The sequence below is a fragment of the Paenarthrobacter sp. NPDC057981 genome (assembly GCF_042886835.1).
Taxonomy (GTDB): domain Bacteria; phylum Actinomycetota; class Actinomycetes; order Actinomycetales; family Micrococcaceae; genus Arthrobacter.
On sequence record NZ_JBHVQI010000021.1, the window covers coordinates 23,911 to 47,589 of the forward strand.

The window sequence follows — 23,679 nt, forward strand, 5'->3', positions numbered from 1 at the left end:
GAGGACACGATTGCGGAGGCGGTCTCGCCTGCCGTCGTCGCGCATCTCAGGCACAGGTCCGACGTCGTCCGTCACCGCGGGCGGTACGCCCTGGTCAACGCCGACCTCACCCCGCAACAGGCCATGGTTTCCGATCTCCTGGCGGTTCGGGCAGCTTTGGATGCCGCAGGCATCGATTTCATCCTGGTCCGCGGTAATGATGAGCGGCCCGTGATCGCCGTCGACTGGGAGTCCCGCAAGGACGTCAGGGACGCCCTTGTTGAGGCGTTCCGGAATGAACCCTTCTACGCCATGACCGTGGACGCCAGGAAGAAGACGTCCGTGTTGGTGGCCGACGGAGAGCTCTCGGCCAACCGGAAGGCCCGCATCTTCCGCCTCTACCGGCCCCGGGTCGAGGTTGGCGGCGGCCTCTGGTACGGCCCGGCTCTCGGCGTACAGCTTGAGCTGTGGAGGTTCGAGGGCGACCACCTGGAACTCCCGGTGGAGAATTCCCTGACGCGTCGGACCCTGCTGCGGCAGGACGCCGTCCGTGGAACCGTACAGCGGCATAGCCTGACGTGGCCCACCATCGAGAACATGTTCGCAGACCACGCCAGCGACATCGATTTCGACGTCGACATCGTTTTTTCGTGGGTTGATGGCACCGATCCTGCCTACATTGCGGCGCGCCGTGCACAGCAGGCCGGCGCTGTCCTCGGCGAAGGCGATGACCACGAGGCCCGCTTCCGCCAGATCAATGAGCTGAAGTATGCCTTGCGCTCGGTTCATATGTTCGCTCCGTGGATCCGACGGATCTTTATCGCCACGGACTCTCCCGCTCCGGAATGGCTGGCTGACCACCCGGCCGTGACCATCGTTCGGAGCGAGGAATTCTTCGCCGATCCCTCGGTCCTGCCAACCCACAATTCGCAGGCTGTGGAATGCCAACTCCACCACATCGAAGGCCTGTCCGAGCACTTCCTGTACTCCAACGACGACATGTTCTTCGGCCGTCCTGTGGGACCGGACATGTTCTTCACACCCGGCGGCATCACCAAGTTCATTGAAGCGGACACCCGCATCGGCCTGGGCGAGAACGACGCCGAGCGCAGTGGCTTTGAGAATGCGGCCCGGGTGAACCGCAAGCTCCTCTGGGAACGCTTCGGCCGCATCACCACCCGCCACCTGGAGCACACCGCTGCACCGTTGCGTCGCAGCGTAGTGGCCCAGATGGAAAAGGAATTCCCAGCTGAGTTTGCCAAGACAGCAGCCAGCCGCTTCCGCGCCGCGGATAACATCTCTGTCACCAACTCGCTGTACCACTACTACGCCCTGCTCACCGGCCGTGCAGTGACCCAAACCGCGGCCAAGGTCCGCTACGTGGATTCAACAATGTGGGCCGGACTTCACTACCTGCCCAAGCTGTTGGCCAAGCGCCACATGGACTTCTTCTGCCTGAACGACGGCAGTTTCCCGGAGGTCGAGGCGGACGAACGCGCCGAGCTGGTGACCGACTTCCTGGAGAAATACTTCCCTGTCAAGGCACCCTGGGAGAAGTAACCGGCAGCGACGACGTCAAGGTACCGGGTGAGGTGTGCGCGCCCACCCGGGACTCGTGTGGAATGCGGATGCCTGCCGCAGCCAGTCGACGCTGGACTTCCTCCGCGTCCACAGGCTCACCCACAGTGACGCCGCCGGACTGGGGAACCACAGAGTGGACGATCGTGTGTTCGTACACGTGGATCATGTTGTAGGACTGGGCACCGTCGCGTCCCCGTTGGCCTCCCGCGCGCACCCCGAGATCCTGGGTGTAACACGTGGCCGAGGCGACCGAGACCGGGATGCCGGCGAAGCTCGCCGTCGTCGAATAGTGCAGGTGGCCACCCAGGATGGTGCGGACGTCCGTATTCCGAACGACGGCGGCCAGAGCGGCTTGGCCTCGCAGCTCCACCAGGACCGCGAGGTCCTGCACGCAGGGCACCGGCGGGTGATGCAGGGCGAGGATGGTGCCGTCGGGCGCCGGAGTAGCCAGTTCCGATGCCAGCCAGTCCAGCTGTGATTCCGACAATTGGCCGTAGTGGTAGCCAGGAACCGTGGTGTCAAGGGTGATGATCCGAAGCCCGTTGATGAAGTAGCTGCGGTCCACTGGGTCCTCGGGCTTGCTGGCCTCCGAGGCATCGGCGAAGGCAGCGCGGAAGTTCGCCCGGTCGTCGTGGTTTCCCATGGCCCAGATGGCCCTGGCTCCCAGCGACTCACAGACAGGTTCGATCATGTCGCGAAGACGCTTGTAGGCTTCCAGCTCGCCCCGGTCCGCGAGGTCTCCCGTGAAAATGATGGCTTCGGGCCGGATCCGGGAGGCGACGATCTGGTCGCAAATCTCCTGGAGCCTGGTTTCACTGTCCACAGAGCCATAGAGCGTGCCGGGACCACCCACCAGGTGAAGGTCACTCAAGTGCAGCAGCACATGACCTGGTTTGGGATATTCGGCCTCGATGAACTCCATAGCTGCCTTAGCGTTTGGTGGGAGACGGCGCCTCCCGTGTCAACCCCAGTAGGTCCAATCCAACCAGACAGAAAGCCAACAACCGGCTAACTCCCGGCGGAATGTTGGAAAATTACTTTCCTCCCTTTCAGCTCTGCCGGCTTACGCCAACGCTTCTTCCACTGCTTTCAAGAGGTCTTCGGAGTCAGGCTCCACTGCGGATGGGAACCGTCCTACGAGCTCCCCTGAGCGGTTGACGACGAACTTCTCGAAGTTCCACTTCACCTTCACTGCTTGGCCGTCGTCATCCCGGGTCAGCTCGGCGAACAGGGGGTGCTGTTCCTTGCCCAGGACGTTCGCTTTGCTGGTCAACGGGAACGTCACGCCGAAATTCCGCTCGCAAAACTCTGCAATTTCCTCATCGGCGCCTGGCTCCTGGCCACCGAACTGGTTGCAGGGCACGCCGAGGATCTCCAGCCCCTGCCCACGGTACTTGCCGTACAGCTCTTCCAGTCCAGCGTACTGGCGGGTGTAGCCACATTTGGAAGCCACGTTGACCACCATCACGGCTTTGCCTTCGAACCGGCCGAAGTCGCCTTCGGAGCCATCGTTGAAGGTGATGGGAATGCTGTAGAGGCTGGTCATCGGATTCGCTTCCTGACGTCGTCGGCTGGCGGGATCGCCGCCATCGAGCTTACGGGAGCTGGCTTGGAGCCGCGAAAATGCCCGGGGTTGTGGCGTTTCAGGGCGTAGGAACGGTGAGCGTGGACAGCGGCACGATCACGCCGTCCGGCCTCTGGACCAGGTCCGGGGCGATGAGGATGTAACCGGGCGGGAGCGTCACTAACGGGAGTGCCGACGGCAGGACCGCCACGGGTGCGGGTGCCGGAGCCACGGGGGCCGGGGCAACCGGCGTCGGAACGGACGCCACTGGCTGCGTCACGGCGGGAACCACCGGCACCGCTACCGGTGCGGGCGCTACTGCTGGCGGGGCCGGAGCAACCGGCGCAGGAGGTTCGACGACGGCGGCCGGCGGCGGCGCGACAGCGGACTGGACGGCTGGCGCCTGGACCACTGGCGCCTCGACCGTTGGCGCCTGGACGGGGGTCTGCACGGGCGGCACGACCGGAACCGTGGTCTCAGGAGCTGTAGTAGGCGAGGGCGTGACGCTCGGCGTCGTGACCGTCGGTGTCGGGGTGACGCTTGGGGTGGGGGTCACCGACGGCGTCGGGGTGACGCTCGGGGTGGGCGTGACGCTTGGAGCCGGGGTGACCGTCGGCGTCGGCGTGGCCGTTACGGACGGTGACGGCACCGGCGTCGTGGTTTGGGGCGGTGTAGTGACAACCGGGCCAGGCGTGTCCACAGAGGTGACTGGCGGGACCACGACTGGCGGAGCGACTTCTTCTTCGTGCTCGCCGCCGATGACCGCGCGGTTGGTGCCGTCGGCCACGGGCACTGCCCACTGCGGCGCGGAGCTGCCCGTGCCAACTCCTGGCTGGTAGTTCACGAACGTCATGGTTTGCAGTGGATCCACCTGCTTGATGGGCAGATACGTCCAGCCGTTCGGGTTGGTGTGGAGGCCGTTGACGATCGTCTCAAAGTGGAGGTGGCAACCCGTGGACCAGCCAGTGGTGCCGACTTCGGCGATGACTTCGCCAACGCGGACCGACTGGCCCTGTGTGACGCCGATGTCCTGCAGGTGGTTGTAGGTGGTGACCAGGCCGTTGCCGTGCTCAATTTCCACACGGTTGCCGCCGCCCCAGATGTGCCAACCCACGGCGCGGACAACGCCAGCGTCGGCCGCGTAGACCCGTGTTCCGCAGGGGGCCGCGTAGTCCTGGCCCCAGTGGAACTCGCCGGCCAAGCCCGTCAGCGGGCTGTAGCGGTAACCGTACGGGGAGCTTGGGTTGAGTACTTCCAGGGGCGCGTAGAGACTGCCCGCAGGAGGACGGGACATGCCGGCCGAGGCAACCGTCAGGCCAGTGGAACCGTCCTTGCTGACCGTCCGGACCATCGCCCGGTCAAAGTAGACCATAGGCGTGCCGGGCAGTTGCTCGGGGGGTGCCTGGGTGGGGTCGATGACCATGGTTTCGGCCTCGGGCGGGGTCAGGCTCCCCAATGCCGTGGGTCCGACGACACCTTGGGCTGTCACCGGATTCACTGATCCTGCCGGAACGGCTGTCAGTGGTTGGAAGCCGAAGGCGAAGAAGGCCAGAACGGCAAGACATCCGGCGATGAGAACGCGACGGAATTTTTCGGTGCGGATCAGGTCAATCGCCCGGTCTGATTCATGATGCTTGCCCACAAAACACTCCCCAAAGCCAGCGGCACCAAACCCCAGCCTGGCGTGCAAGCACCATTCTTGCGGGAATCCCAGCAGAAATAAAGGCTTCGCGGGGGCTGTACAGCGAAAGGTTGGATCAGTTTTTGCTCAAGATGTCTTGAGATTTGTCAGGTGCCCGTCAGCCCAGGTTTTCCTTCAGCAGCGCGCGGTGTTCGACGGCGGCGGTTGAGTGAAGTGCGCGGCCGGCCTCGGTCAGTTCCAGGAAGAGCGAACGACGGTCTTCGGCGCAGGTCTGACGGGTGACGAGGCCTGCTTTTTCGAGGCGGTCCACCACTTTGGACACGGCGCTCTGGGTCATCGGGGTCCGCTCCCCCAAGGACTTCATGCGGCACGACGACTCTTCGCTCTCGGCCACGAGGTCCAGGATCTCGAACTCGTTCAGCCCGATATCGAATTTGGCCTCAAGGGCGCGGTCGATTGCTCCTGCGGTACGGAAGTAAGAGCTCTGGATGTCGCGCCACTGCTCAACCAATTCCCGGTCTTCCAGCTGGCGGTCACGCGTCGTTGCCATGTCCCCATCCTAGGCCATCAAGTCATTAAAATCCACGTCATAAAATTCCACGTCATATTCCTTGTCATTGAATGACACGTCATATAGATTGATCCCATGACCTCACCCACCACCCTCAATACACCCGTCGAGCCACCCTTGGCGACAGCGTCAACAGTGGTCCGCTGGACGCGGGCCCAGTGGCTTCTTCTGATGGTTGTCTGCACCGTCCTTGCCCTCGATGGCCTGGACGTCTCCATGGTTGGCGTCGCCTTGCCCTCCATCGGACAGGAACTCCACCTCGGAACCGATTCCCTGCAGTGGATCGTCTCCGCCTACGTCTTGGGCTACGGAAGCCTCCTGCTCCTTGGTGGGCGGCTCGCGGACCTGTTGGGCCGCCGTCGTATCTTCCTCATTGCCTTGACTGTGTTCGCAGCCGCGTCGCTCCTCGGCGGCCTGGTGGACGACCCCGCAATCCTGATCGCCACCCGCTTTGTAAAGGGCCTGGCAGCCGCCTTCACTGCACCCACCGGCTTCTCCATCATCACCACGAACTTTGCCGAGGGCCGCGAACGCAACAAAGCGCTCTCCATCTTCACTACGTTCGGTGCCAGCGGGTTCTCCCTGGGCCTGGTGGTCGGCGGCCTGATGACCAGCCTGAGCTGGCGCTGGACGTTCCTGGTATCCGTGCCGATCGCCGTGATCGTGGTACTGCTGGGCATGAAATTCATCCCCAAGGACAAGCCATCAGCCGAAAACAGCGGGCACGACATCTGGGGAGCCGTGACCCTCGCCCTGGGCATGCTCGGCCTGGTGTACACCTTGGTTTCAGCACCTGAGCAGGGCTGGGGATCTGTGGCAACAATCGCCGGATTCGCAGTTTCTGCCGCAGTGCTGGCAGCCTTCGCAATCATCGAGAACAAGGTCAAGCACCCGCTTATCCGCTTCGGCATCTTGAAGGAAGGCTGGGTTGCACGGGCCAACTTGAGCGCAGTGGGGCTCTTCGGTTCCTACCTAAGCTTCCAGTTCATCGTCACCATGTTCCTGCAGTCCGTGCTCGGCTGGACCCCTCTGGGAATGGCGTTGGCCTTGCTGCCGGCGGGCCTGCTGGTGGCCACCAGCGCTCCGTTCGCCGACCGGCTCATTGAAAAGTTCGGAGCCACGCAGCTGATCCTCACTGGCCTCACCGCGCTTGGATTGGGCTACGTGCTCTTCCTCAGGGTGGGCACCACCCCGAACTACGCGCTGGACATCCTGCCCTCGGTGGTCCTTCTAGGCATCGGCTTCGCCCTGGCCTTCCCGTCCATCAACGTGCAGGCCACGGCAGGCATCAAGGATTCCGAGCAAGGCCTGGCCGCAGGGCTCATTCAGACCAGCACGCAGGTTGGTGCCGCTTTGGTCCTCGCCGTCACCACAGCCTTGGTCAGTGGCCACGGCCAAGCGGCCGGTACCGTCAGCGCCCAAGCCATGCTGGAACAGTACCGTCCGGGACTCATCCTGAGTGCCGCCGTCGCAATTGCCGCCCTGCTGGTGGCAGCCGCACCTTCCCGACGCCGCACCACCCTCTAACCCCGGGTTTTTGTACAGCCAATGCCCTTATGAGCCGCTCATAAGGGCATTAGTTGTACGAAAACTCCCTCTGTACGGTCTGGCGGATGTGAGGTCTCATTGGATGCATGAGGAACTACCTCACGGAGTACCGCCACGAACTCCAGCGCACGTTCACCGGGACGTCGGGGACGCCGCCTGAGTGGGTGCCGCGCCTGGCGGAAGGGAACGACGCCGGATATCACCTTCCGGGCTCGGCCGTCTGGGCGGTGCATGGGCACGTGGCCACCATTGTGGCGGGGATCCGGGTGCTGCTGATGCAGGCCCTCCACCCCGGTGCCCTGGCCGGCGTCTACGAGCACTCCGGTTTCCAGAAGGATCCCCTGGGCCGCCTGGCCAACACGGTGCGCTGGATCTTCACGGTGACGTACGGATCAACAGAGGCGGCCGAGTCTGCCACAGCCGTGGTCCGCAGGATCCACGAACGCGTCCGTGGGACCTACGTGGACGGGAACGGCGCGGTTCATGAGTACGCCGCCAACGATCCCGAACTCCTCCGCTGGGTGCACGTGACCTACGCCGACTCGTTCCTGACGGCCAACCGGATCTGGGGCGTTTCCATCCCCGGCGGAGCTGATGCCTACGTCCGCGAGTGGGCAGCAGCGGGGCAGCTCATGGGGGTGCAGGACCCGCCCCTCACCGAGTTCCAGGTCCGCGAAGAGTTGGAAAGGTGGTACGCATCAGGGATTCTGCGGGCTGATGAAAGGCTGGCCGAGACAGTATCCTTCATCCAGCATCCGCCACTGAGCCCCCTCCTCAAGCCCGGCTACAGCATCCTTTTCGGGGCAGCCATCGCCAGTCTTGAGCCAAAATACAGGGACTTGCTGGGCCTTCAGCGGCCCATGTTGGGGCCGGTCCCTTTGCCGGTGATCACGGCTGCCAGGGTGGTGCTGGGAATGGTCCGGTTCACCCTCGGGTCCCATGGGCCCAGCGAACAAGCGGCCCGCCAAAGGTTGCGGAGGCTCGGGTACGCGGACGCTTGACTGGAAAGCAGAAAGCCAGCCCCTCGGCGCGGACCCATGCAGTGCGGGTTGCGCCGAAGAGCTGGCTTTCAGTCGTTGAAGCGGGACGCTAGATCAGCTGGTCCGAGAGGTGGTTCGGCGTGCCGAAGCGGTGGGCCGTGATGGACACAGCCTGCTCACGGAGGAACGGGAGCATCTCGATCCGGCCGGCCTGGGTCACGGCGCCGTGGTAGACCGCGACGTCGGGACGCCCACCCATCGCTGCGCTCAGCGCGGCGAAGTCGCCACCGATCAGCCGGATGCGGCCGCCGTCGAACGATGCCGCACGAGCCAGCCACGCGGCGTCGTCCTCGATCCGGACGTTGACGCCAAGACCGGCGAACGCGGTCACCACGGCGTCGGGAAGTACGACGGCGGAGCTCACCGAGAGCTTCGAACCAGCCACAGCACCGGCTGCCACAACGCGCAGCAGCTCAGCGAGCCGCTCGCCTTCAGAGAGGCGGACGGTCACGGGCAATGAACGGTAGCGGAAGACGTTGCGCTCAGCGGTCAGGGCCGAGACATCCTTGCGGGTGCCGAACTCGGTTGCCCAAGCCTCGGCGTCGCTGAAGAGTGACTGCTGGAGGGTCTCGTATTCCGCAGCGGTGACGTCTGCGGACTTTGCCGCGGCGAGGATCTGCGAGGCGGCACCTTCAAGGACGGTGCCGCCCTTGGCCTTGGCTTCAGCGGGGACCCAGCTGCCCAGACCGATCAGGTAGTTCGGTCCACCAGCCTTGGTTCCGGCACCGACGGCCGACTTCTTCCAGCCACCGAACGGCTGGCGCTGCACGATCGCACCGGTGATACCGCGGTTGACGTACAAGTTTCCAGCCTGGATCTTCTCCAGCCAGACACCCATTTCAGCGGAGTCCAGGGAGTGCAGGCCGGCAGTCAAGCCGTACTCGATCTCGTTCTGGATGGCGATGGCTTCCTCAAGGGTCTCCGCGGTCATGACGCCGAGGACCGGTCCGAAGAACTCGGTGAGGTGGAAGTAGGAGCCGCGCTTGACGCCCGAACGGATGCCCGGGGACCACAGACGGCCGGTCTCGTCGAGGCGCTCGGGCTTGATGGCCCACGTTTCGCCGTCGCCCAGGGTGGTGAGGGCGTTGAGGAGTTTGCCGTTGGCGGGCTCAATGATCGGGCCCATCTGCGTGGTGGCGTTCTCCGGGTAGCCCACGGTCAGGGAGCGGGCGGCGTCGATGAGCTGGTTGTGGAAGCGGGCGGACTTGGCCACCGAACCGACCAGGATCACCAGGGAGGCAGCGGAGCACTTCTGTCCGGCATGTCCGAAAGCGGAGTACACAACGTCCTTCGCGGCCAGGTCAAGGTCAGCACTCGGGGTCACGATGATCGCGTTCTTACCGGAAGTCTCCGCGAGCAGGGGCAGGTCCTGGCGGAAGGAACGGAACAGCTCGGCCGTTTCGTAGCCACCGGTCAGGATGACGCGGTCAACGCTGGGGTGCGAGACCAGCTGGGTACCGAGGTCACGCTCTTCGAGCTGGACGAGTGCCAGCACGTCCTTCGGCACGCCGGCCTCCCAGAGGGCATCCACCATGACGGAACCGGAGCGGCGGGCCTGCTTGGCAGGCTTGATGACGACGGCGGAACCTGAGGCCAGTGCCGCGAGGGTCGAGCCGGCGGGGATCGCCACCGGGAAGTTCCATGGCGGGGTCACGACGGTGAGGTTGGCCGGGACGAACGTGGCGCCGTCGACCGTTTCCAGGTCCTTGGCGCGCTCGGCGTAGTAGTGCGCGAAGTCGATTGCTTCGCTGACCTCGGGGTCGCCCTGGTCGATGGTCTTGCCGGTTTCGGAAGCCATGACCTCCAGGAGCTCGGCGCGGCGGGCCTCAAGGACTTCGCCGGCGCGGTGCAGGATGGCTGCACGCTCCGCGGCGGGGCGTGCGCCCCACGCCTTCCCGGCTTCGACCGCCGTCGAGATGATCTGCTCGAGGGCGGCGGCGTCGGAAACCTTGGTGGACTCCACAATCTTGTCGCCTGCCGTGGAACCGGGGATGCGCCCCAGGATGTCACGGCCCCACGCACGGTTTGCCGGCAGGGCGGGGTCGGTGTCCGGGGTGTTGCGGAAGCCCTCGGTTGGTGCGGGCTCGGCCCGAAGACGGCGGTCCTGCCGGCGGTTGGGACCGGGCACTGTATCCGTGAGCTGGGCCAGGGAGTTCAGGAAGCGCTGCTGCTCGCGCTTGAACAGGGCTTCGTTTTCGCTCAGCTCGAAGACCGCAGACATGAAGTTTTCCTGGCTGGCGCCTTCCTCCAGGCGGCGGATCAGATAGGCGATGGCAACGTCGAACTCGCCCGGGTGGACCACGGGTGTGTAGAGCAGGAGGCTGCCGACGTCCTTGCGGACAGCCGTTGCCTGGCCGGTTGCCATGCCCAGGAGCATCTCGAATTCGATCGCTTTCTGTCCCTGACCGGCAATCCCGCGCTGCTTGGCAAGGAGCCAGGCGAACGCGACGTCGAAGAGGTTGTGGCCGGCAACGCCGATGCGGACCGCGTCAACGTGCTCCGGGGTGAGGGCGTAGTTGATGACGTTCTTGTAGCTGGTATCGGAGTCCTGCTTGGTGCCCCACGTTGCCAGCGGCCAATCGTGCAGCGAGGCCTCAACCTGCTCCATGGGAAGGTTGGCGCCCTTGACCACGCGGACCTTGATGGGTGCGCCACCCTGCGCGCGGCGGGCCGTGGCCCACTCCTGCAGTTCCTGCATGGCGCCGAGGGCATCGGGGAGGTATGCCTGGAGGACGATGCCGGCCTCGAGGTTCTTGAACTCGGGCATGTCCAGGATGCGCTTGAACACAGCGATGGTCATGCTCAGGTCCTTGTATTCCTCCATGTCCAGGTTGATGAACTTGGGCTTGGGGAAGGATGCCGCGAGGCGGTAGAGCGGGGTGAGCTTCTCCACCACGTGGTCGACGGCTTCGTCGAAGGCCCACGGCGAGTGCGGTGCGACGGTGGAGGATTCTTTGATGGAGACGTAGTCCACGTCGTCGCGGGCCAGGAGCTTGAGGGTACCTTCCAGCCGGCGGGCTGCCTCGTGCTCGCCCAGGACAGCTTCGCCCAGGAGGTTGACGTTCAGGTGCACGCCGTCCTGCTTGATCTTCGCGATGGCCGGGCCAAGCTTGGCGTCGGTGGCATCAACGATCAGGTGGCCCACCATTTCGCGGAGAACGCGGCGGGCGATCGGGATAACCACCTGCGGGAGGATCGGAGCCATGACGCCGCCTACGCGGACAGCGCTGCGCATGTACCAAGGCAGGAACTTGGGCACCTTGGGGGCGAGCTCGGCGAGCTTACGGCCGGCGACCGACAGATCCTCGGGGCGGATGACGCCGTCGACGAATCCAACAGTGAATTCCAGGCCGTTCGGGTCCTTCAGGACGCCGGCGAGGCGTTGGGCGGACACGTCGACAGGAATCTTGCTGGCTTCGGTCAACCAGTGGCGGACCAACGCAATGGCTTCGTGGGCCAGAGCATCGAACTGCCCGGAATCCTGGGTGCGCGGGGCTGTGGCATCCGGGAGGGTGCTGGTCATGGGGGCTCCTTCTGAGGCGGAGAAGTTTGTTTGTTTCCATCAGTATGGATCTACAATCTCATTAGGAAAAGCGATCTTTTCTGACGAATATTCATTACCCATCCCGAACCTTTGGAGGCCATCGTGTTGGACGTCCGCAGGCTGCGTTTGCTGCACGAATTGAAGATCCGCGGGACCCTCGCCGAAGTGGCCGACGCGATGCAGTACAGCCCCTCGTCCGTGTCCCAGCAATTGACGCTCCTGGAGAAGGAAGCCGGGGTGGAACTGCTGCGCAAGGCCGGACGCCGGGTGCAACTCACGCCGCAGGCAGAGATCCTAGTGGCGCACACCGCGGCGCTGCTGGAGACGCTGGAGCGGGCTGAAACCGAACTCGCCGCTTCCTTGTCGATGGTCACGGGAACGGTCCGTCTGGCCGTCTTCCAATCGGCCGCGTTGGCGCTTCTGCCCGGCTTCCTCAGCATCATGCGCCAGGAGTACCCGGAAGTGCGGGTGGAAATGACCCAGCGTGAACCGGAGACAGCCCTCTACGAAACGTGGGCGCGGGACTTCGATCTGGTGGTGGCCGAGCAGTACCCCGGCCATGCTGCGCCGCACCACAGCGGGTTGGACCGCGTCACGCTGACCAGCGACGCCATCCGCCTGGCCACTCCCCCGGTCGGGTTGGGCGGGGAGACTGTTTCCTCGCTCGCGGACACCGCGTCCATGCCGTGGGTCATGGAGCCGAGGGGTGCTGCCTCCCGTCACTGGGCCGAGCAGGCATGCCGATCGGCCGGCTTCGAACCGGACGTGCGCTACGAAACCGCCGACCTCCAAGCGCAAATCCGGCTCATCGAATCGGGCAATGCCGTGGCCCTCATGCCGGACCTCGTCTGGACGGGCCGGAGCCGGACAGTCCAACTGCTGGATCTTCCGGGTCTGCCCAAGCGAACCGTATTCACTTCCACCAGGACGGCGGGCAGGATCCACCCGGCAACCGCAGCGTGCCGCGAGGTCTTGGAACGGGTGGCCGAAGCGCAGCAGCAGGATGCGGAGCAGCAAGCGGACGCCGAGGTAGCTTCCTAGGAACGCAAAAGGCCCCAGTCCGAAGACTGGGGCCAAACGCGGAGAATGGGGGATTTGAACCCCCGAGGGCGTTAACCCAACACGCGTTCCAGGCGTGCGCCATAGGCCGCTAGGCGAATTCTCCTTGCTTCCGATTCGAAAGCAGATACTACTGTACCCGAGAATTTCGGCATCGTGTAATCGAGGGAAATCGGCACTGCCTGACACGCGCGGAGAAGGTCCCCTTAACGGAAAAATGGACGCCCCCAACGCGCCCATTCTTGCGGCACAACCGTTGAGCTACCGGGTCCGGCCCCTCGCCCCCAGGCCCCGCAGCTCACAACCTTGAGATTGCCCCAATCGGTGTACATAAACATGGTCCGCCGCTGTTCCTTCTTTTGCAATGGTTGAGACCGGTTTGTAGCCTAATTTGCTGACAAGATGTCTGCATGACGCAGCTTCACGCTCTCGTGGTTTACGTACCGGACACGCATATCGAAGAAGTTCTGTTGGCCATGGGAGACGCAGGCGCGGGTCGGATCGGCGACTACTCCCACTGTTTTTACACTTCCCCAGGCACTGGCCGGTTCACTCCCCAGCCCGGCGCCCAGCCGTTCATAGGAGAGGTGGGGATCGAGGAGCAGGTGGCGGAAATCCGCGTTGAGTGCGTGGTTGGGGAAGCAGCGCTCGACGGCGTAGTGCTGGCCCTGCGGGCGGCGCACCCCTACGACGAACCGGCTTTCATGACGTGGCCCGTTAGTGGGTGGCGGTGATTGGCCCCACCGATTGACTTGGCCAGCCTTGCCAACGGATACTGATAGCACGCCATACCATCGAGGTGGTCGTGGAAGTGAGCCTCAGGAGTTCCTGCCGGATGACAGGGCCTGGGGCTTCGCGATTTAAGCTCTCATCAGATCCGATGGACGTGGGCCAGGGAAGCTATCTGGTCAAAGTAATCAGCCACACCCTGTTCCCCTTGCGCGACAGCGCCGCATAAGACATCCGCCGCCCAAAGCATGGGCTCTTTAGGCCCAGGAATGTGTTCCATCCGAATGCCGGAGCCTATCGCGCGTGCCGAACGCAGGACTTGAAGCATTTTCATGTCGCGCCTGTCGTCTGCGTTACCCCGGGACTCAATGACCGCGCGCGAAACCCCGAGACGATCGAGCTCATGAAACAGCCGCTCCAAACAAAGTCTTCGCTGCCTTTCCTGGCTGTCTCCCGTTGGCTTGGATCTAACCACGACGCAGCAAGTCAGGGGCAAGCTGGACAGTTCCTTGACCAGCCTGCGGCGCGAATGAGTTTGTTCATCGCGCCAATGGAGCTTCTTGGCCGAACTGCTTTTAAGTGTCAGCAGGACTTCCTGAGCACTATCAACGTCACACTGGGCAAGCACCACCGCCCCAAGAACATAGACATCATCACCATTTCGACGACTCACCAAGGACTCGTCGATAAACGCAAACGTCGCCATGCCTCCGCCTAAACCGTAGATCTCCGACCCGTGCGAAAATCACCCTCCCGGGCCGTTGCAGCGGAGCTGGTTTGGCGATCCTATTCCACGCCTCAGACAACGCACCGATTTCGCTGCCAACCACCCGCCGTCGAGCGTTTTCCACACTGGCTGAGGCCGATTCGAACGCCGCACCAAGTTCGGGTAAGCTTGTCGACGGCCCCTCATGTGGCGTCATCCTGTTGAACTCCCCCAGGACCGGAAGGTAGCAAGGGTAGATGGGCTCTGGCGGGTGCATGAGGGGTCTCTTATTTAAATGTCAGTCCCTATAGGTAGGTTTCACTTGTGACTGTTACAACTGCCCTGTATCGAAGGTACCGTCCGGACTCTTTCGCGGACGTTATCGGGCAGGAACACGTCACGGAGCCGCTGATGACGGCGCTCCGGAAAAACCGCGTGAACCACGCCTACCTCTTCTCCGGCCCGCGCGGCTGCGGTAAAACCACCTCTGCCCGCATCCTTGCACGCTGTCTGAATTGCGCCGAGGGCCCCACTGACACCCCGTGCGGCACGTGCCCCAGCTGCGTCGAACTGGCCCGCGGCGGTTCGGGTTCGCTGGACGTGATCGAGATCGACGCCGCCAGCCACGGTGGTGTGGACGATGCCCGCGACCTCCGCGAGCGCGCTACGTTCGCCCCGGTCCGCGACCGATACAAGATCTTCATCATCGACGAGGCCCACATGGTCACGTCGGCCGGCTTCAATGCGCTCCTCAAGATCGTCGAAGAGCCGCCGGAACACATCAAGTTCATCTTCGCCACCACGGAGCCGGACAAGGTCATCGGCACCATCCGCTCCCGCACGCACCACTACCCCTTCCGGTTGGTGCCGCCGGAGCCGCTCATGCAGTACCTTGAGCTGCTCTGCAGGCAGGAAAACGTTCCTGTCGCCCCGGGTGTGCTGTCGCTGGTGATCCGCGCCGGCGGCGGCTCTGTGCGTGACACCCTTTCGGTGCTCGACCAGCTCATGGCTGGCGCTGGCCCCAACGGTTTGGACTACGAACTCGCGGTGGCGCTGCTCGGGTACACCCACGCGTCCCTGCTCGATGACATCGTCGACGCCGTTGCGGCCGCCGATGCCGCCACGGTCTTCCGGGCGGTTGACCGGGTCATCCAAACCGGCCACGATCCCCGACGCTTCGTCGAAGACCTCCTGGAGCGGTTCCGCGATCTCATCATCGTCCAGGCCATGCCCGAAAGTGCCCAGGCGATCCTCCGCGGAATGCCCGAGGACCAGATCGCACGGATGCGCAACCAGGCCACCAACCTGGGTGCTGCTGAACTCTCACGCGCTGCCGACGTCACCAACACCGCCCTTACGGAGATGACCGGTGCCACGTCACCGCGGCTGCACCTCGAGCTGCTCTGCGCGCGCATTCTGCTGCCTGGCTCCGAGCAAACCGAGCGGGGAATCGCCGCACGCATAGACCGCGTGGAACGTCGCCTGAACTACGCGGGCGACGCCGGTACAGCGGTCGTTGCTGCAACGGCGCCTGCTGCTGCGGTTCCGACGGCGGCGACTCCTTCCACTGCTGCGCCGGCACAGGCGGCACCTGCCGCCGCTCCCGCCCAAGCAGCAGCATCGGTTCCGGAGGTTGCAGGCTCTCGCTCCGAAGCAAGCGCGGCTGCTGCTGGCGCTGCCCCATCGGCCGCTCCTGCCCAGGCGCCGTCTACCGATGCCGCAGCACGCGAAGGGCTGACAGCCCCGCGCGTTTCGACCAACGACTGGCCAGTCGAGGATCGCCCTGCCGCCGGCCGCACAGCCCAAGCAGCCGCTCCCCAGCAGGCTCCGGCACAGCAGGCACCCGCCAAGCAGGCCGCCGTTCAGCCGCGGGCCACCCAACCGACAGAGCATGCGGCTCCGCAGGCGGCCCCCGCCGTGGCACCGGCAGCTGCGGCTCCGGGCCCCGCCCCCGCAGGTGGCGGCGACGTCGAGGCTCTTCGCCGGGCGTGGCCGGACGTGCTGCAGACACTGACCAAGATCAAGCGCAGTACATGGGCGCTCGTTGAACCCAACGCACAGGTCGCCCAGTTCGACGGACAGGTGCTTACCCTCGCGTTCACTACCGGCGGCCTTGCTGGTGCTTTTGGTCGCGCAGACCATTCCGAAAACCTACGCCAGGCAATCCACAAGACCATCGGCATCGACTGCCAGATCGTCGCAGTGGCTGGCGGCAGCAGCTCAGCGAGCTCTGAGCCAAACCCAAAAGCGCCTACTAGCCGGGAAACCCCGGCTGCCCCAGCCGCGGCGGGCACTCCTGCTGAATCGTCGGCGGCTGAGTCGTCGGCCCCGGCACAGGCATCAGCCCCAGCGCAGGTGTCGTCGGTTGACTCCGCATGGGGTTTGGCGCCGGCGGCAGCAGTGGCTCCTACGCCGGCGAACCCTGGCCAAGCCGCCCCGCAGCAGGTTTCTCCCCAGGAGCCGGCTCCCAAGCAGACTCCGGCACCAGCAGCAGCCCCGGCAACGCCCGCGCCTCCGGCGCCTTCTGCCCCGACACCCGTGGCAGCCGCACCCGTGGCAGCTGCCCCGCCCGCGGCCGCCGGCGACTACTCCTACCCGGATGACGACTGGGGACCGCCGCTGGACGAGGACGCCCCGCCGTTGGATGAAGAGCCACCGGCTGATTGGGAGCCTCCTTCCGGCTACGGCCGGGGAGCCGCGTCCCAGGGGTACCCCCAGACTTCCCCCGCTGGAGCAACCTCCCCCGCGGGAGCACCCACCGGGGCAGGTTCCTCGGCACAGGCACCCGCCGCGCCCAAGCCGTCCGATGACCCGTGGTCCCGCGCAGTAGAGCAGGCCCCGGGCACGTGGGTGGTCGGAACCGAATCCAACGTGGGCAAGGCAACGTCCACCCCGGAGGAGGCCCCCGCACCCTCAGTGGCTGCCCCCGATTACGAGCCCGCCGCAGCCCAGGTCCCGGAGACGGCAACCGCATCCTACGGTCACCCAACCAACGCCGAGCAGAACCCAAGCTCCAGCTGGGACGTCGCACCGGCGTCGAGCTGGCCAGGAACGCAAGCGACGGCGGCCATGGCAGGCACCGCCCCGGCAACCGGGAGCGGACAGCCCGCCAGCCCCATCCCCACCTGGCCTTCCTTGGCGACGCAACCAGACGAAGCGCACGGTTCAGTTGCCACGCTTGAGGAGGACGCGCCGTCGGGCAATTCCAACGGCCGTCAGAGCCTGTACCAACGGCTGACCAACAGCCCCGAAGCCCAGGCAGGGCGCGTCCAGGCACCCGTCCGGACGCAAGCTGCCCCGGTTGCTGCGCCGGAAGATATTCCAAGCCCGGAGGACGAAACCATCGAGGAATCGAGGGTCTTTGGGCGGGCTGCCGTGGAGCGTATTCTGGGCGGGAAGCTGATCGAAGAGCGCGCCTTGGACGGTTCTCCCCTGCAAACCCGCTGACTCCAGCATTGATTTCAAACAAATGAGGACATTGTGTACGAAGGTGCAGTTCAGGAGCTGATTGATGAGCTCGGCCGCCTCCCCGGCGTGGGGCCGAAATCAGCGCAGCGCCTGGCGTTCCACATTCTGGAGGCCGACCCTGAGGACATGAAACGCCTGGTCACGGCCATAACCACCGTCAAGGAACGCGTGAAGTTCTGCTCCGTCTGCTTCAACGTCACCGAGCAGGAAACGTGCAATATCTGCCGCGATCCGCGTCGTGATCCGTCGGTGATTTGCGTTGTGGAGGAGTCCAAGGACGTGCTGGCCGTGGAACGGACGCGATCGTTCCGTGGCCGGTACCACGTGCTCGGTGGGGCCATCAACCCCATCGCCGGCATCGGCCCCGAGCAGCTGCGCATCCGCGAACTCCTTACGCGCCTCAATGACGGCGCAATCCAGGAAATCATCATCGCCACAGACCCCAACCTTGAAGGCGAAGCCACGGCCACGTACCTGGCCCGGATGCTCAAGTCGATCGGTGTCGCCGTGACGCGGCTGGCTTCCGGGCTGCCCGTCGGCGGAGACCTGGAGTACGCCGACGAGGTCACGTTGGGCCGCGCCTTCGAAGGCCGTCGGAACGCCCTGCTGTAGTCCTTCAAGCGGCGGGCTTGGCAGCCGCTCTACGGGACATCAACCAGCGCCCGAGGAGCGCAACCAGGACAGCCACGCCAGCCTGCATTGCAAACCCCATCAGGGCCACGGGCATGGGCGGTGGCAGCCCGTCACTTGCCGCGCCGTTGAGACAAGGGATCTCCGCGGCGGGCCCGTCGACGGCGAACTGCAGCCCCGACAGCACCCACGCGACATCGTTGTCAGGCGGAACGAATCCTGCCCCGACACTGCCCAGCAACAACGCCGGATTGGAAGCAGCCAGCCAGGCAACCCTGTCCGTATGTGCCACCTCCACCGGGTGGAGATCGCCAACGCACTCATAGGAAGTGACCCTCCCGGCGTCATCGCGCTGCATGTTCACAGGAACTGAAGCGCTGGCCACGTCCGACGTCCCAGGCAGCAACAGGACGGTGAGCACCACATTTCCCACGCAGAAGAAGGCCACCAGCACTGCAGCCAGGGCAACGCCGGGGGCCTTCGCCGCGAAGCAGGCGCGCGTACCGGCACCCAGGAGCCCGAACAGCGCCACTTCAAGGACAATCACGACGACGGCGGCAGCCGCCAGCGCGAGCGGCCCACCGACACTGCTGCCCACCACGATCAGGACCAGCGCGGCCGGTGCAGCCAAGGCGCATCCCCGCATGGCCCCTGCCAGAAGCGCCACTGGAAAGCTTCCAGGAACATGGCGGAATCCCCAGCTGACTCCCAGTACCGCGGCCGCGAAAGCCAATAGGAGTGCGGTGACGACGAACGTGGCCGTGGGCAGCTCGTCCCTAACCCAGCCATTCAGCTGCGCCGAAGCGAACAGGAGCGCCGCCCCTCCCCACGAAAACGCAACGCCCAAGCAGCACGAGAACCAAAACAACCACGACGTGAAGGACTTTTCGGCTTCCCACCAGGCAGCCCGGACTGCCTCCGCGAATGGGGTGTCCTGCATCGGATCCGAGCCGTCGTCGCGGGACGCTACATGAGGCTGATCGTCTACCAGCCCACCTCCGATGACCTCATAGGCGGCCTCATCCCGGCCGGAATCGGGCCCCGGGTGATCAGGAACGCGGACCATCGCCACTCGCAGACCTCATGAGGTGGATGGTACGCCGGGAGCGCCAGTACCAACATCCGTTTCCGGAAAGAAGGTGGGACCATGGTCACATGGCCCCTCTCCCCGGGTTCCCCGGTACCAAGCGCCCCCGGCCCATAAAGCCCAAGCCCGGGCAGGAATCCGTGTGGGATTACCCACGCCCGCCGAAGGTCGAACCAACTTCGGAAAGGATTGTGGTCCGGCTTGGCGGTCAGGTGATGGTGGATACCACCGACTCCGTGCGTGTTCTGGAGACCAGTCACCCGCCCGTGTATTACCTGCCCATTGAGGCCTTCCCGACAGGCGTTCTGTTCCCTACCGACGGCACGACTTTCTGCGAATTCAAGGGCGAGGCAAGCTACTTCGACGTCGTGAGCGGCGGCGTCGTTGTTCCGCGTGGAGGCTGGACTTACCCCCATCCGGCGCAGGGGTTCGAAACTCTCCGTGGCCGGGTAGCCCTTTATCCCGCGCATATGGATTCGTGCCAGGTCGACGGCGAGCAGGTGACTTTCCAGCAAGGCGGCTTCTACGGCGGGTGGATTACGGAGCGGATTGTGGGACCGTTCAAGGGCGGACCGGCTACCTCCGGTTGGTGACGGCGCCGGGCGTGCAGGGAATGCTCCGGCCGCTATGTGGTCACAATTCCTGTCAGTGCTGCGCCCGGCGATAAACTGGGCAAATAAGCTACGCAGGCGTGCTCCAATTTGGAATTCAGCATGCCGCGTTCGAACCCTATTGATGCAGTGAGGGTGCGCGCATGACTATGCCCACTACCGAAGTGAAGATCGACGAGCTCGCAGGCGGGGCAGCCATTACCAAGCAGCTGATCGTTCAAAAGTTCGGCGGCTCCTCGGTTGCCGATGCTGATGGCATCAAGCGGGTCGCACAGCGCGTCGTGGATGCGCAGAAGGCCGGCAACGAGGTTGTGGTGGTTGTCTCAGCAATGGGCGACACTACTGATGAACTCCTGGACCTGGCCGGACAGGTCACGGACTCCGCGCCTGCCCGCGAGATGGACATGTTGCTGTCCGCCGGTGAGCGGATTTCCATGGCATTGCTCGCCATGGCCATCAACAAGTTCGGCGCCTCGGCACAGTCGTTCACGGGCTCCCAGGCCGGCATGATTACCGACGGCATCCATGGCAAGGCGCGAATCATCGACGTCGATCCCCACCGCATCCGCACGGCCCTGGACAAGGGTCACATCGCCATCGTCGCGGGTTTCCAGGGCATGAGCCGCAGCACCAACGAAATCACCACGTTGGGCCGCGGCGGTTCAGATACCACCGCCGTCGCATTGGCCGCAGCCCTGGAAGCGGATGTCTGCGAAATCTACACGGACGTTGACGGCATCTACACTGCCGACCCCCGTGTGGTGTCCTCGGCCCAAAAAATCGACCGCATTTCCAGCGAGGAAATGCTGGAACTGGCCGCTTCCGGCGCCAAGATCCTCCACCTCCGGTGCGTGGAGTACGCGCGCCGCTTCGGTGTGCCGCTGCACGTCCGTTCTTCATTCAGTCACAAGGAAGGCACCTGGGTCATCCCGGGCGCCGACGAAAAGTTCACGATTCAAGAGGGAGTTGCCTTGGAGCAGCCAATCATCTCCGGCGTTGCACACGACCGGTCCGAAGCCAAGGTCACCGTTGTGGGCGTCCCGGATATCCCCGGCAAGGCTGCCGCGATCTTCCAGGTGATCGCCGATGCCCACTCGAACATCGACATGATCGTCCAGAACGTGTCCACCCACGGCACAGGCCGCACGGATATTTCGTTCACCCTCCCCATCGTCGAAGGCGCCGACGCCCTGGCAGCCCTCCGAGCCGCTGAGGGGCAGATCGGTTTCGAGAGCATTGAGTACAACGAACACGTCGGCAAGCTCTCCCTCATCGGCGCAGGCATGCGTTCACACCCGGGCGTCTCGGCCACCTTCTTCAAGGCCCTCTCCGACGCCGGCATCAACATCGACATGATCTCCACCTCGGAGATCCGTATCTCAGTCGTCACCAGCGCTGACGCCCTGGATGACGCCGTACGCGCCATCCACAATGCGTTCGAGCTCGACGGCGAAGCCGAGGCAACCGTCTACGGCGGCACCGGCCGCTAAAGCACTTTGGCGACGGCCACCGCCGTCGAGGTTCACCATCTCAGAAGTCCCCGTCCCGCCTTGGGTCGGGGACTTCTGCGGCTGAATCCCGCAATGCCCCATCCCGGGTCCTTCCGCCCTCGGTGAACGAATTACAGTCTTTGGACGTTGATCTGCGTTAATACAGGGGTGAAATGGCACGGTTGACGGCTTTTTGGGGCGTCACCGACGTGGTTTTCGCCACAAGCTGTAGAACTGGGGTATGGTATGGAATTTTCATGGCATGCTGTACGTTGCATACCCGGTAACCCCCTAACACGAAGAGGCATTTAAAAAGTGGCAGCCGATTACGACGAACTCCGTACCGATGTAAAAGAGAACCAGGAGCAGTCCCTCCAGGCTCTTCAATCTGCCAGCGCCCCCACGGCCAAGAGCGTCGTGCTGGAACTGGACGAAACCGACGGCCTTGACGCCAACGGCCCCGGCGGCGAAATCGTCGCCGAGGAACTGGTTATTCAGGTCATCCCGCAGGCAAACGACGAGTTCACCTGTAACTCGTGCTTCCTGGTCCGCCACCGCTCGCAGATTGCGCGCGAAAAAGATGGCGTCGCCTACTGCACCGACTGCGAAGGCTAAGACGACCCACCACCCCGGCGGACTGAACGTCGTCAGGGAGTGCCGCCGTCGGGATTAAATTGCGGAAGGACCGGAGCCATGCTCCGGTCCTTCCGCAGTTAAGTATCCTATGGTCGCGCTCCTGGCCCGACGATGGTTTTCTGGCGTCGATGGTTGGCGATCCTCAACTGGAGGATCCTCGCGCCGCCGGCAAGGGCTACCAGGACTCCGCCACCCACAGCTGCGATAAACAGCGTGGTGCCCAGCGCCAGTGTCCCCTCCAGTCCGAAGAAGCGGACGGTGGTCATGTCCTGGTTCTGGACGAAGAAAATGATCAGCATCACCAGAACCACCAGGCCCACGGCAACCGCCACCCACAGCGCAGCCGTCCGAGTCGGCCTGGTGCTTGAAGCAAGGGGCGGTGGCGCCCCGCGCTGTTCGCGGTCTGGGCCAACCGGCATTCTTGCGGCATCATCGTGGAAACTCATATGACTGCCCCCTTCAGCTGCGGCTATAAACTGCACTCACATAATAAGCATGCTGATCATTGCCGCAACAGGGGGTGCTCATACGGAGTAGTCAGTGGATGTTGCGCCGGGATCATTGTTCCGGACTGCGTAGTGATGGCCCTCGGAATCGGTCTCGATGTCAAAATTCTTCAGGTCTTCCTCAGAAGCGGTTTCGAAATCGTCATGCTTGTGCACCACCGGAGCATCCGTATCGCCGTGGGTTGCCGGCCCAAAGACGAATTGCAACCGCTCGGTCACATGCTGGAAGCTATCCAACTTGCGTCCCATGTTCTTCCACCTCCCTTCTTGCCGGAGAGCGAAAAAGCGGCAGGCGTGATGCGCACCGTTCAGTGAGGCAATTTTACGCCGGAGGACCCAAAAAGGCTCCAGACCAAGGCACCGCCGAGTTGGCATTTAATGACAATCCGGGCCCGCAGGACTGTCATCAAATGCCAACTCGACGGCGGGGGCCGGATCAATCTCGACGGCGGGGGCCGGGCTTAGCGCAGGGACTTGTCGTCGGGGTTCCGGGGAACCACGTACGTGCTGCCGTCGGGGCGGCGGACCGTTTCCCATTGCCGGGTTTCAGCCTGGCGCTGGGCGAGCAGCTTCCGGTTTGCCTCTGTCATTTCGTGATCGAGGGAGCTGCTGTGCGCCGGTCCAAAAATGACGCGGAACTTCCCCGTTGCGCGCATGAATTTCCGGGTGAAGGATTCCTTTGCCACGCTGATCGACTCCTCGGTGTTCGACGGTTCAATACCTTCATAGTACGCTAATAATTAGTGCACTAACTAATCCACGGAGTCCAACGTGTAACCTCGTCAGTGCAACGAGCAGGAGGAAGCAAATGACAACCGTCAGCGAAACCACCCAGGAAACCGATGACCTCCTGTTGGAACGCCAACTCTGCTTTGCCCTCACAGTTGCCTCGCGGAGCGTCGTGGGTGTCTACAAACCAGTCCTCGAGAAACTTGGACTGACCCATCCCCAGTACTTGGTGATGCTTGCCTTGTGGGAGCGCAGCCCCCGGACGCTGAAGGACATCAGCGACAGCCTCCTCCACGATCCCGCCACCCTCTCGCCCCTGTTGAAACGACTGGAAGAGGCCCAGCTCATTACCCGCGAGCGCGTCGCGGGCAACGAGCGCGCACTGGCCATCACACTCACGGACAAGGGAGCGGCACTCCGCGCCAAGGCCACCGAAGTACCTGGTGAAATCCGTGATCGCCTGCAGCTCACGCGCGAAGAAGTCGCCGAACTCCACCAGGCAATGACAGGTCTGATTGCCGCCACTCAGCGCGCCTCCACCAGAGCCACGTAAAATGGG

The 23,679-nt window shown here is 64.0% G+C and carries 21 protein-coding genes, 1 tRNA gene and 1 other RNA gene; 12 read left to right on the plus strand and 11 right to left on the minus strand.

Going from position 1 to position 23,679, the window contains the following annotated elements:
- Positions 1 to 123 precede the first annotated feature (123 nt).
- A complete protein-coding gene (locus tag ACFVSI_RS16875; protein WP_387826084.1) occupies positions 124 to 1,539 on the plus strand; it encodes a stealth conserved region 3 domain-containing protein in 1,416 nt (471 codons plus the stop codon).
- Here ACFVSI_RS16875 and ACFVSI_RS16880 read toward each other — a convergent pair.
- The 4 genes from ACFVSI_RS16880 to ACFVSI_RS16895 all read right to left on the minus strand — a co-directional run bounded on the left by ACFVSI_RS16880 (position 1,517) and on the right by ACFVSI_RS16895 (position 5,316).
- Entirely contained in the window at positions 1,517 to 2,482 is a 966-nt protein-coding gene (locus tag ACFVSI_RS16880; protein ID WP_387826087.1) for a phosphodiesterase, read from the minus strand. The genes ACFVSI_RS16875 and ACFVSI_RS16880 overlap by 23 nt on opposite strands.
- Before the next feature lie 141 nt (positions 2,483 to 2,623).
- On the minus strand, positions 2,624 to 3,106 hold the full coding sequence (locus tag ACFVSI_RS16885; RefSeq protein WP_387826090.1) for a glutathione peroxidase: 483 nt from the start codon (positions 3,104 to 3,106) through the stop codon (positions 2,624 to 2,626).
- 97 nt (positions 3,107 to 3,203) lie between these two features.
- Entirely contained in the window at positions 3,204 to 4,766 is a 1,563-nt protein-coding gene (locus tag ACFVSI_RS16890) for a M23 family metallopeptidase (protein WP_387826093.1), read from the minus strand.
- A 157-nt stretch (positions 4,767 to 4,923) separates the two neighbouring features.
- Positions 4,924 to 5,316: a MarR family winged helix-turn-helix transcriptional regulator gene (locus tag ACFVSI_RS16895; RefSeq protein WP_262277192.1), complete on the minus strand. Its 393-nt coding sequence runs from the start codon at positions 5,314 to 5,316 to the stop codon at positions 4,924 to 4,926.
- Between the two features lie 96 nt (positions 5,317 to 5,412).
- Between ACFVSI_RS16895 and ACFVSI_RS16900 the strand changes: the two genes are divergently transcribed.
- Both ACFVSI_RS16900 and ACFVSI_RS16905 read left to right on the plus strand, forming a co-directional pair.
- A complete protein-coding gene (locus ACFVSI_RS16900) occupies positions 5,413 to 6,864 on the plus strand; it encodes an MFS transporter (RefSeq protein ID WP_387826096.1) in 1,452 nt (483 codons plus the stop codon).
- Positions 6,865 to 6,971: 107 nt separating this feature from the next.
- On the plus strand, positions 6,972 to 7,886 hold the full coding sequence (locus ACFVSI_RS16905) for an oxygenase MpaB family protein (protein ID WP_387826099.1): 915 nt from the start codon (positions 6,972 to 6,974) through the stop codon (positions 7,884 to 7,886).
- Positions 7,887 to 7,974: 88 nt separating this feature from the next.
- On the opposite strand, the gene ACFVSI_RS16910 is transcribed toward ACFVSI_RS16905, so the two are convergent.
- A complete protein-coding gene (locus ACFVSI_RS16910) occupies positions 7,975 to 11,448 on the minus strand; it encodes a bifunctional proline dehydrogenase/L-glutamate gamma-semialdehyde dehydrogenase (protein WP_387826102.1) in 3,474 nt (1,157 codons plus the stop codon).
- A gap of 123 nt (positions 11,449 to 11,571) precedes the next feature.
- On the opposite strand from ACFVSI_RS16910, the gene ACFVSI_RS16915 reads away from it, so the two are divergent.
- A complete protein-coding gene (locus tag ACFVSI_RS16915; RefSeq protein ID WP_274261398.1) occupies positions 11,572 to 12,510 on the plus strand; it encodes a LysR substrate-binding domain-containing protein in 939 nt (312 codons plus the stop codon).
- A 39-nt stretch (positions 12,511 to 12,549) separates the two neighbouring features.
- Here ACFVSI_RS16915 and ACFVSI_RS16920 read toward each other — a convergent pair.
- Positions 12,550 to 12,634 (minus strand) — tRNA-Ser (locus tag ACFVSI_RS16920).
- A gap of 304 nt (positions 12,635 to 12,938) precedes the next feature.
- Between ACFVSI_RS16920 and ACFVSI_RS16925 the strand changes: the two genes are divergently transcribed.
- Complete coding sequence (locus tag ACFVSI_RS16925) at positions 12,939 to 13,262, plus strand: hypothetical protein (protein WP_387826105.1); 324 nt, start codon at positions 12,939 to 12,941, stop codon at positions 13,260 to 13,262.
- 137 nt (positions 13,263 to 13,399) lie between these two features.
- Here the strand turns inward: ACFVSI_RS16925 and ACFVSI_RS16930 are convergent, their stop codons facing one another.
- The gene (locus ACFVSI_RS16930; RefSeq protein ID WP_387826108.1) at positions 13,400 to 13,963 is read right to left on the minus strand and encodes a DUF3800 domain-containing protein; all 564 of its coding nucleotides are present in this window, start codon (positions 13,961 to 13,963) and stop codon (positions 13,400 to 13,402) included.
- 194 nt (positions 13,964 to 14,157) lie between these two features.
- Here ACFVSI_RS16930 and ffs point away from each other — a divergent pair.
- From ffs to recR, 3 genes are all read left to right on the plus strand, one after another.
- Positions 14,158 to 14,254, plus strand: an RNA gene (gene ffs / locus ACFVSI_RS16935) — signal recognition particle sRNA small type.
- Positions 14,255 to 14,287: 33 nt separating this feature from the next.
- Entirely contained in the window at positions 14,288 to 17,410 is a 3,123-nt protein-coding gene (locus ACFVSI_RS16940) for a DNA polymerase III subunit gamma and tau (RefSeq protein ID WP_387826111.1), read from the plus strand.
- A 33-nt stretch (positions 17,411 to 17,443) separates the two neighbouring features.
- A complete protein-coding gene (gene recR, locus ACFVSI_RS16945) occupies positions 17,444 to 18,043 on the plus strand; it encodes a recombination mediator RecR (protein ID WP_144661436.1) in 600 nt (199 codons plus the stop codon).
- Between the two features lie 4 nt (positions 18,044 to 18,047).
- On the opposite strand, the gene ACFVSI_RS16950 is transcribed toward recR, so the two are convergent.
- Positions 18,048 to 19,127, minus strand: a complete 1,080-nt coding sequence (locus ACFVSI_RS16950; protein WP_387826116.1) for a hypothetical protein — start codon at positions 19,125 to 19,127, stop codon at positions 18,048 to 18,050.
- Positions 19,128 to 19,216: 89 nt separating this feature from the next.
- On the opposite strand from ACFVSI_RS16950, the gene ACFVSI_RS16955 reads away from it, so the two are divergent.
- The 3 genes from ACFVSI_RS16955 to ACFVSI_RS16965 all read left to right on the plus strand — a co-directional run bounded on the left by ACFVSI_RS16955 (position 19,217) and on the right by ACFVSI_RS16965 (position 21,864).
- Entirely contained in the window at positions 19,217 to 19,741 is a 525-nt protein-coding gene (locus tag ACFVSI_RS16955; RefSeq protein WP_387826118.1) for a DUF427 domain-containing protein, read from the plus strand.
- Between the two features lie 161 nt (positions 19,742 to 19,902).
- On the plus strand, positions 19,903 to 21,249 hold the full coding sequence (locus ACFVSI_RS16960; RefSeq protein WP_144661433.1) for an aspartate kinase: 1,347 nt from the start codon (positions 19,903 to 19,905) through the stop codon (positions 21,247 to 21,249).
- A 315-nt stretch (positions 21,250 to 21,564) separates the two neighbouring features.
- A complete protein-coding gene (locus ACFVSI_RS16965) occupies positions 21,565 to 21,864 on the plus strand; it encodes a DUF4193 domain-containing protein (protein WP_018778105.1) in 300 nt (99 codons plus the stop codon).
- Positions 21,865 to 21,971: 107 nt separating this feature from the next.
- Here the strand turns inward: ACFVSI_RS16965 and ACFVSI_RS16970 are convergent, their stop codons facing one another.
- The 3 genes from ACFVSI_RS16970 to ACFVSI_RS16980 form a co-directional block, all read right to left on the minus strand.
- Complete coding sequence (locus tag ACFVSI_RS16970) at positions 21,972 to 22,331, minus strand: lipopolysaccharide assembly LapA domain-containing protein (RefSeq protein ID WP_387826122.1); 360 nt, start codon at positions 22,329 to 22,331, stop codon at positions 21,972 to 21,974.
- 78 nt (positions 22,332 to 22,409) lie between these two features.
- Positions 22,410 to 22,640 (minus strand): hypothetical protein, encoded by a 231-nt coding sequence (locus tag ACFVSI_RS16975; protein ID WP_387826125.1) that lies wholly within the window; start codon positions 22,638 to 22,640, stop codon positions 22,410 to 22,412.
- Between the two features lie 212 nt (positions 22,641 to 22,852).
- Complete coding sequence (locus ACFVSI_RS16980) at positions 22,853 to 23,077, minus strand: hypothetical protein (RefSeq protein WP_387826127.1); 225 nt, start codon at positions 23,075 to 23,077, stop codon at positions 22,853 to 22,855.
- A gap of 122 nt (positions 23,078 to 23,199) precedes the next feature.
- Between ACFVSI_RS16980 and ACFVSI_RS16985 the strand changes: the two genes are divergently transcribed.
- Positions 23,200 to 23,673: a MarR family winged helix-turn-helix transcriptional regulator gene (locus ACFVSI_RS16985; protein ID WP_387826130.1), complete on the plus strand. Its 474-nt coding sequence runs from the start codon at positions 23,200 to 23,202 to the stop codon at positions 23,671 to 23,673.
- The last annotated feature ends 6 nt before the right edge of the window (positions 23,674 to 23,679 follow it).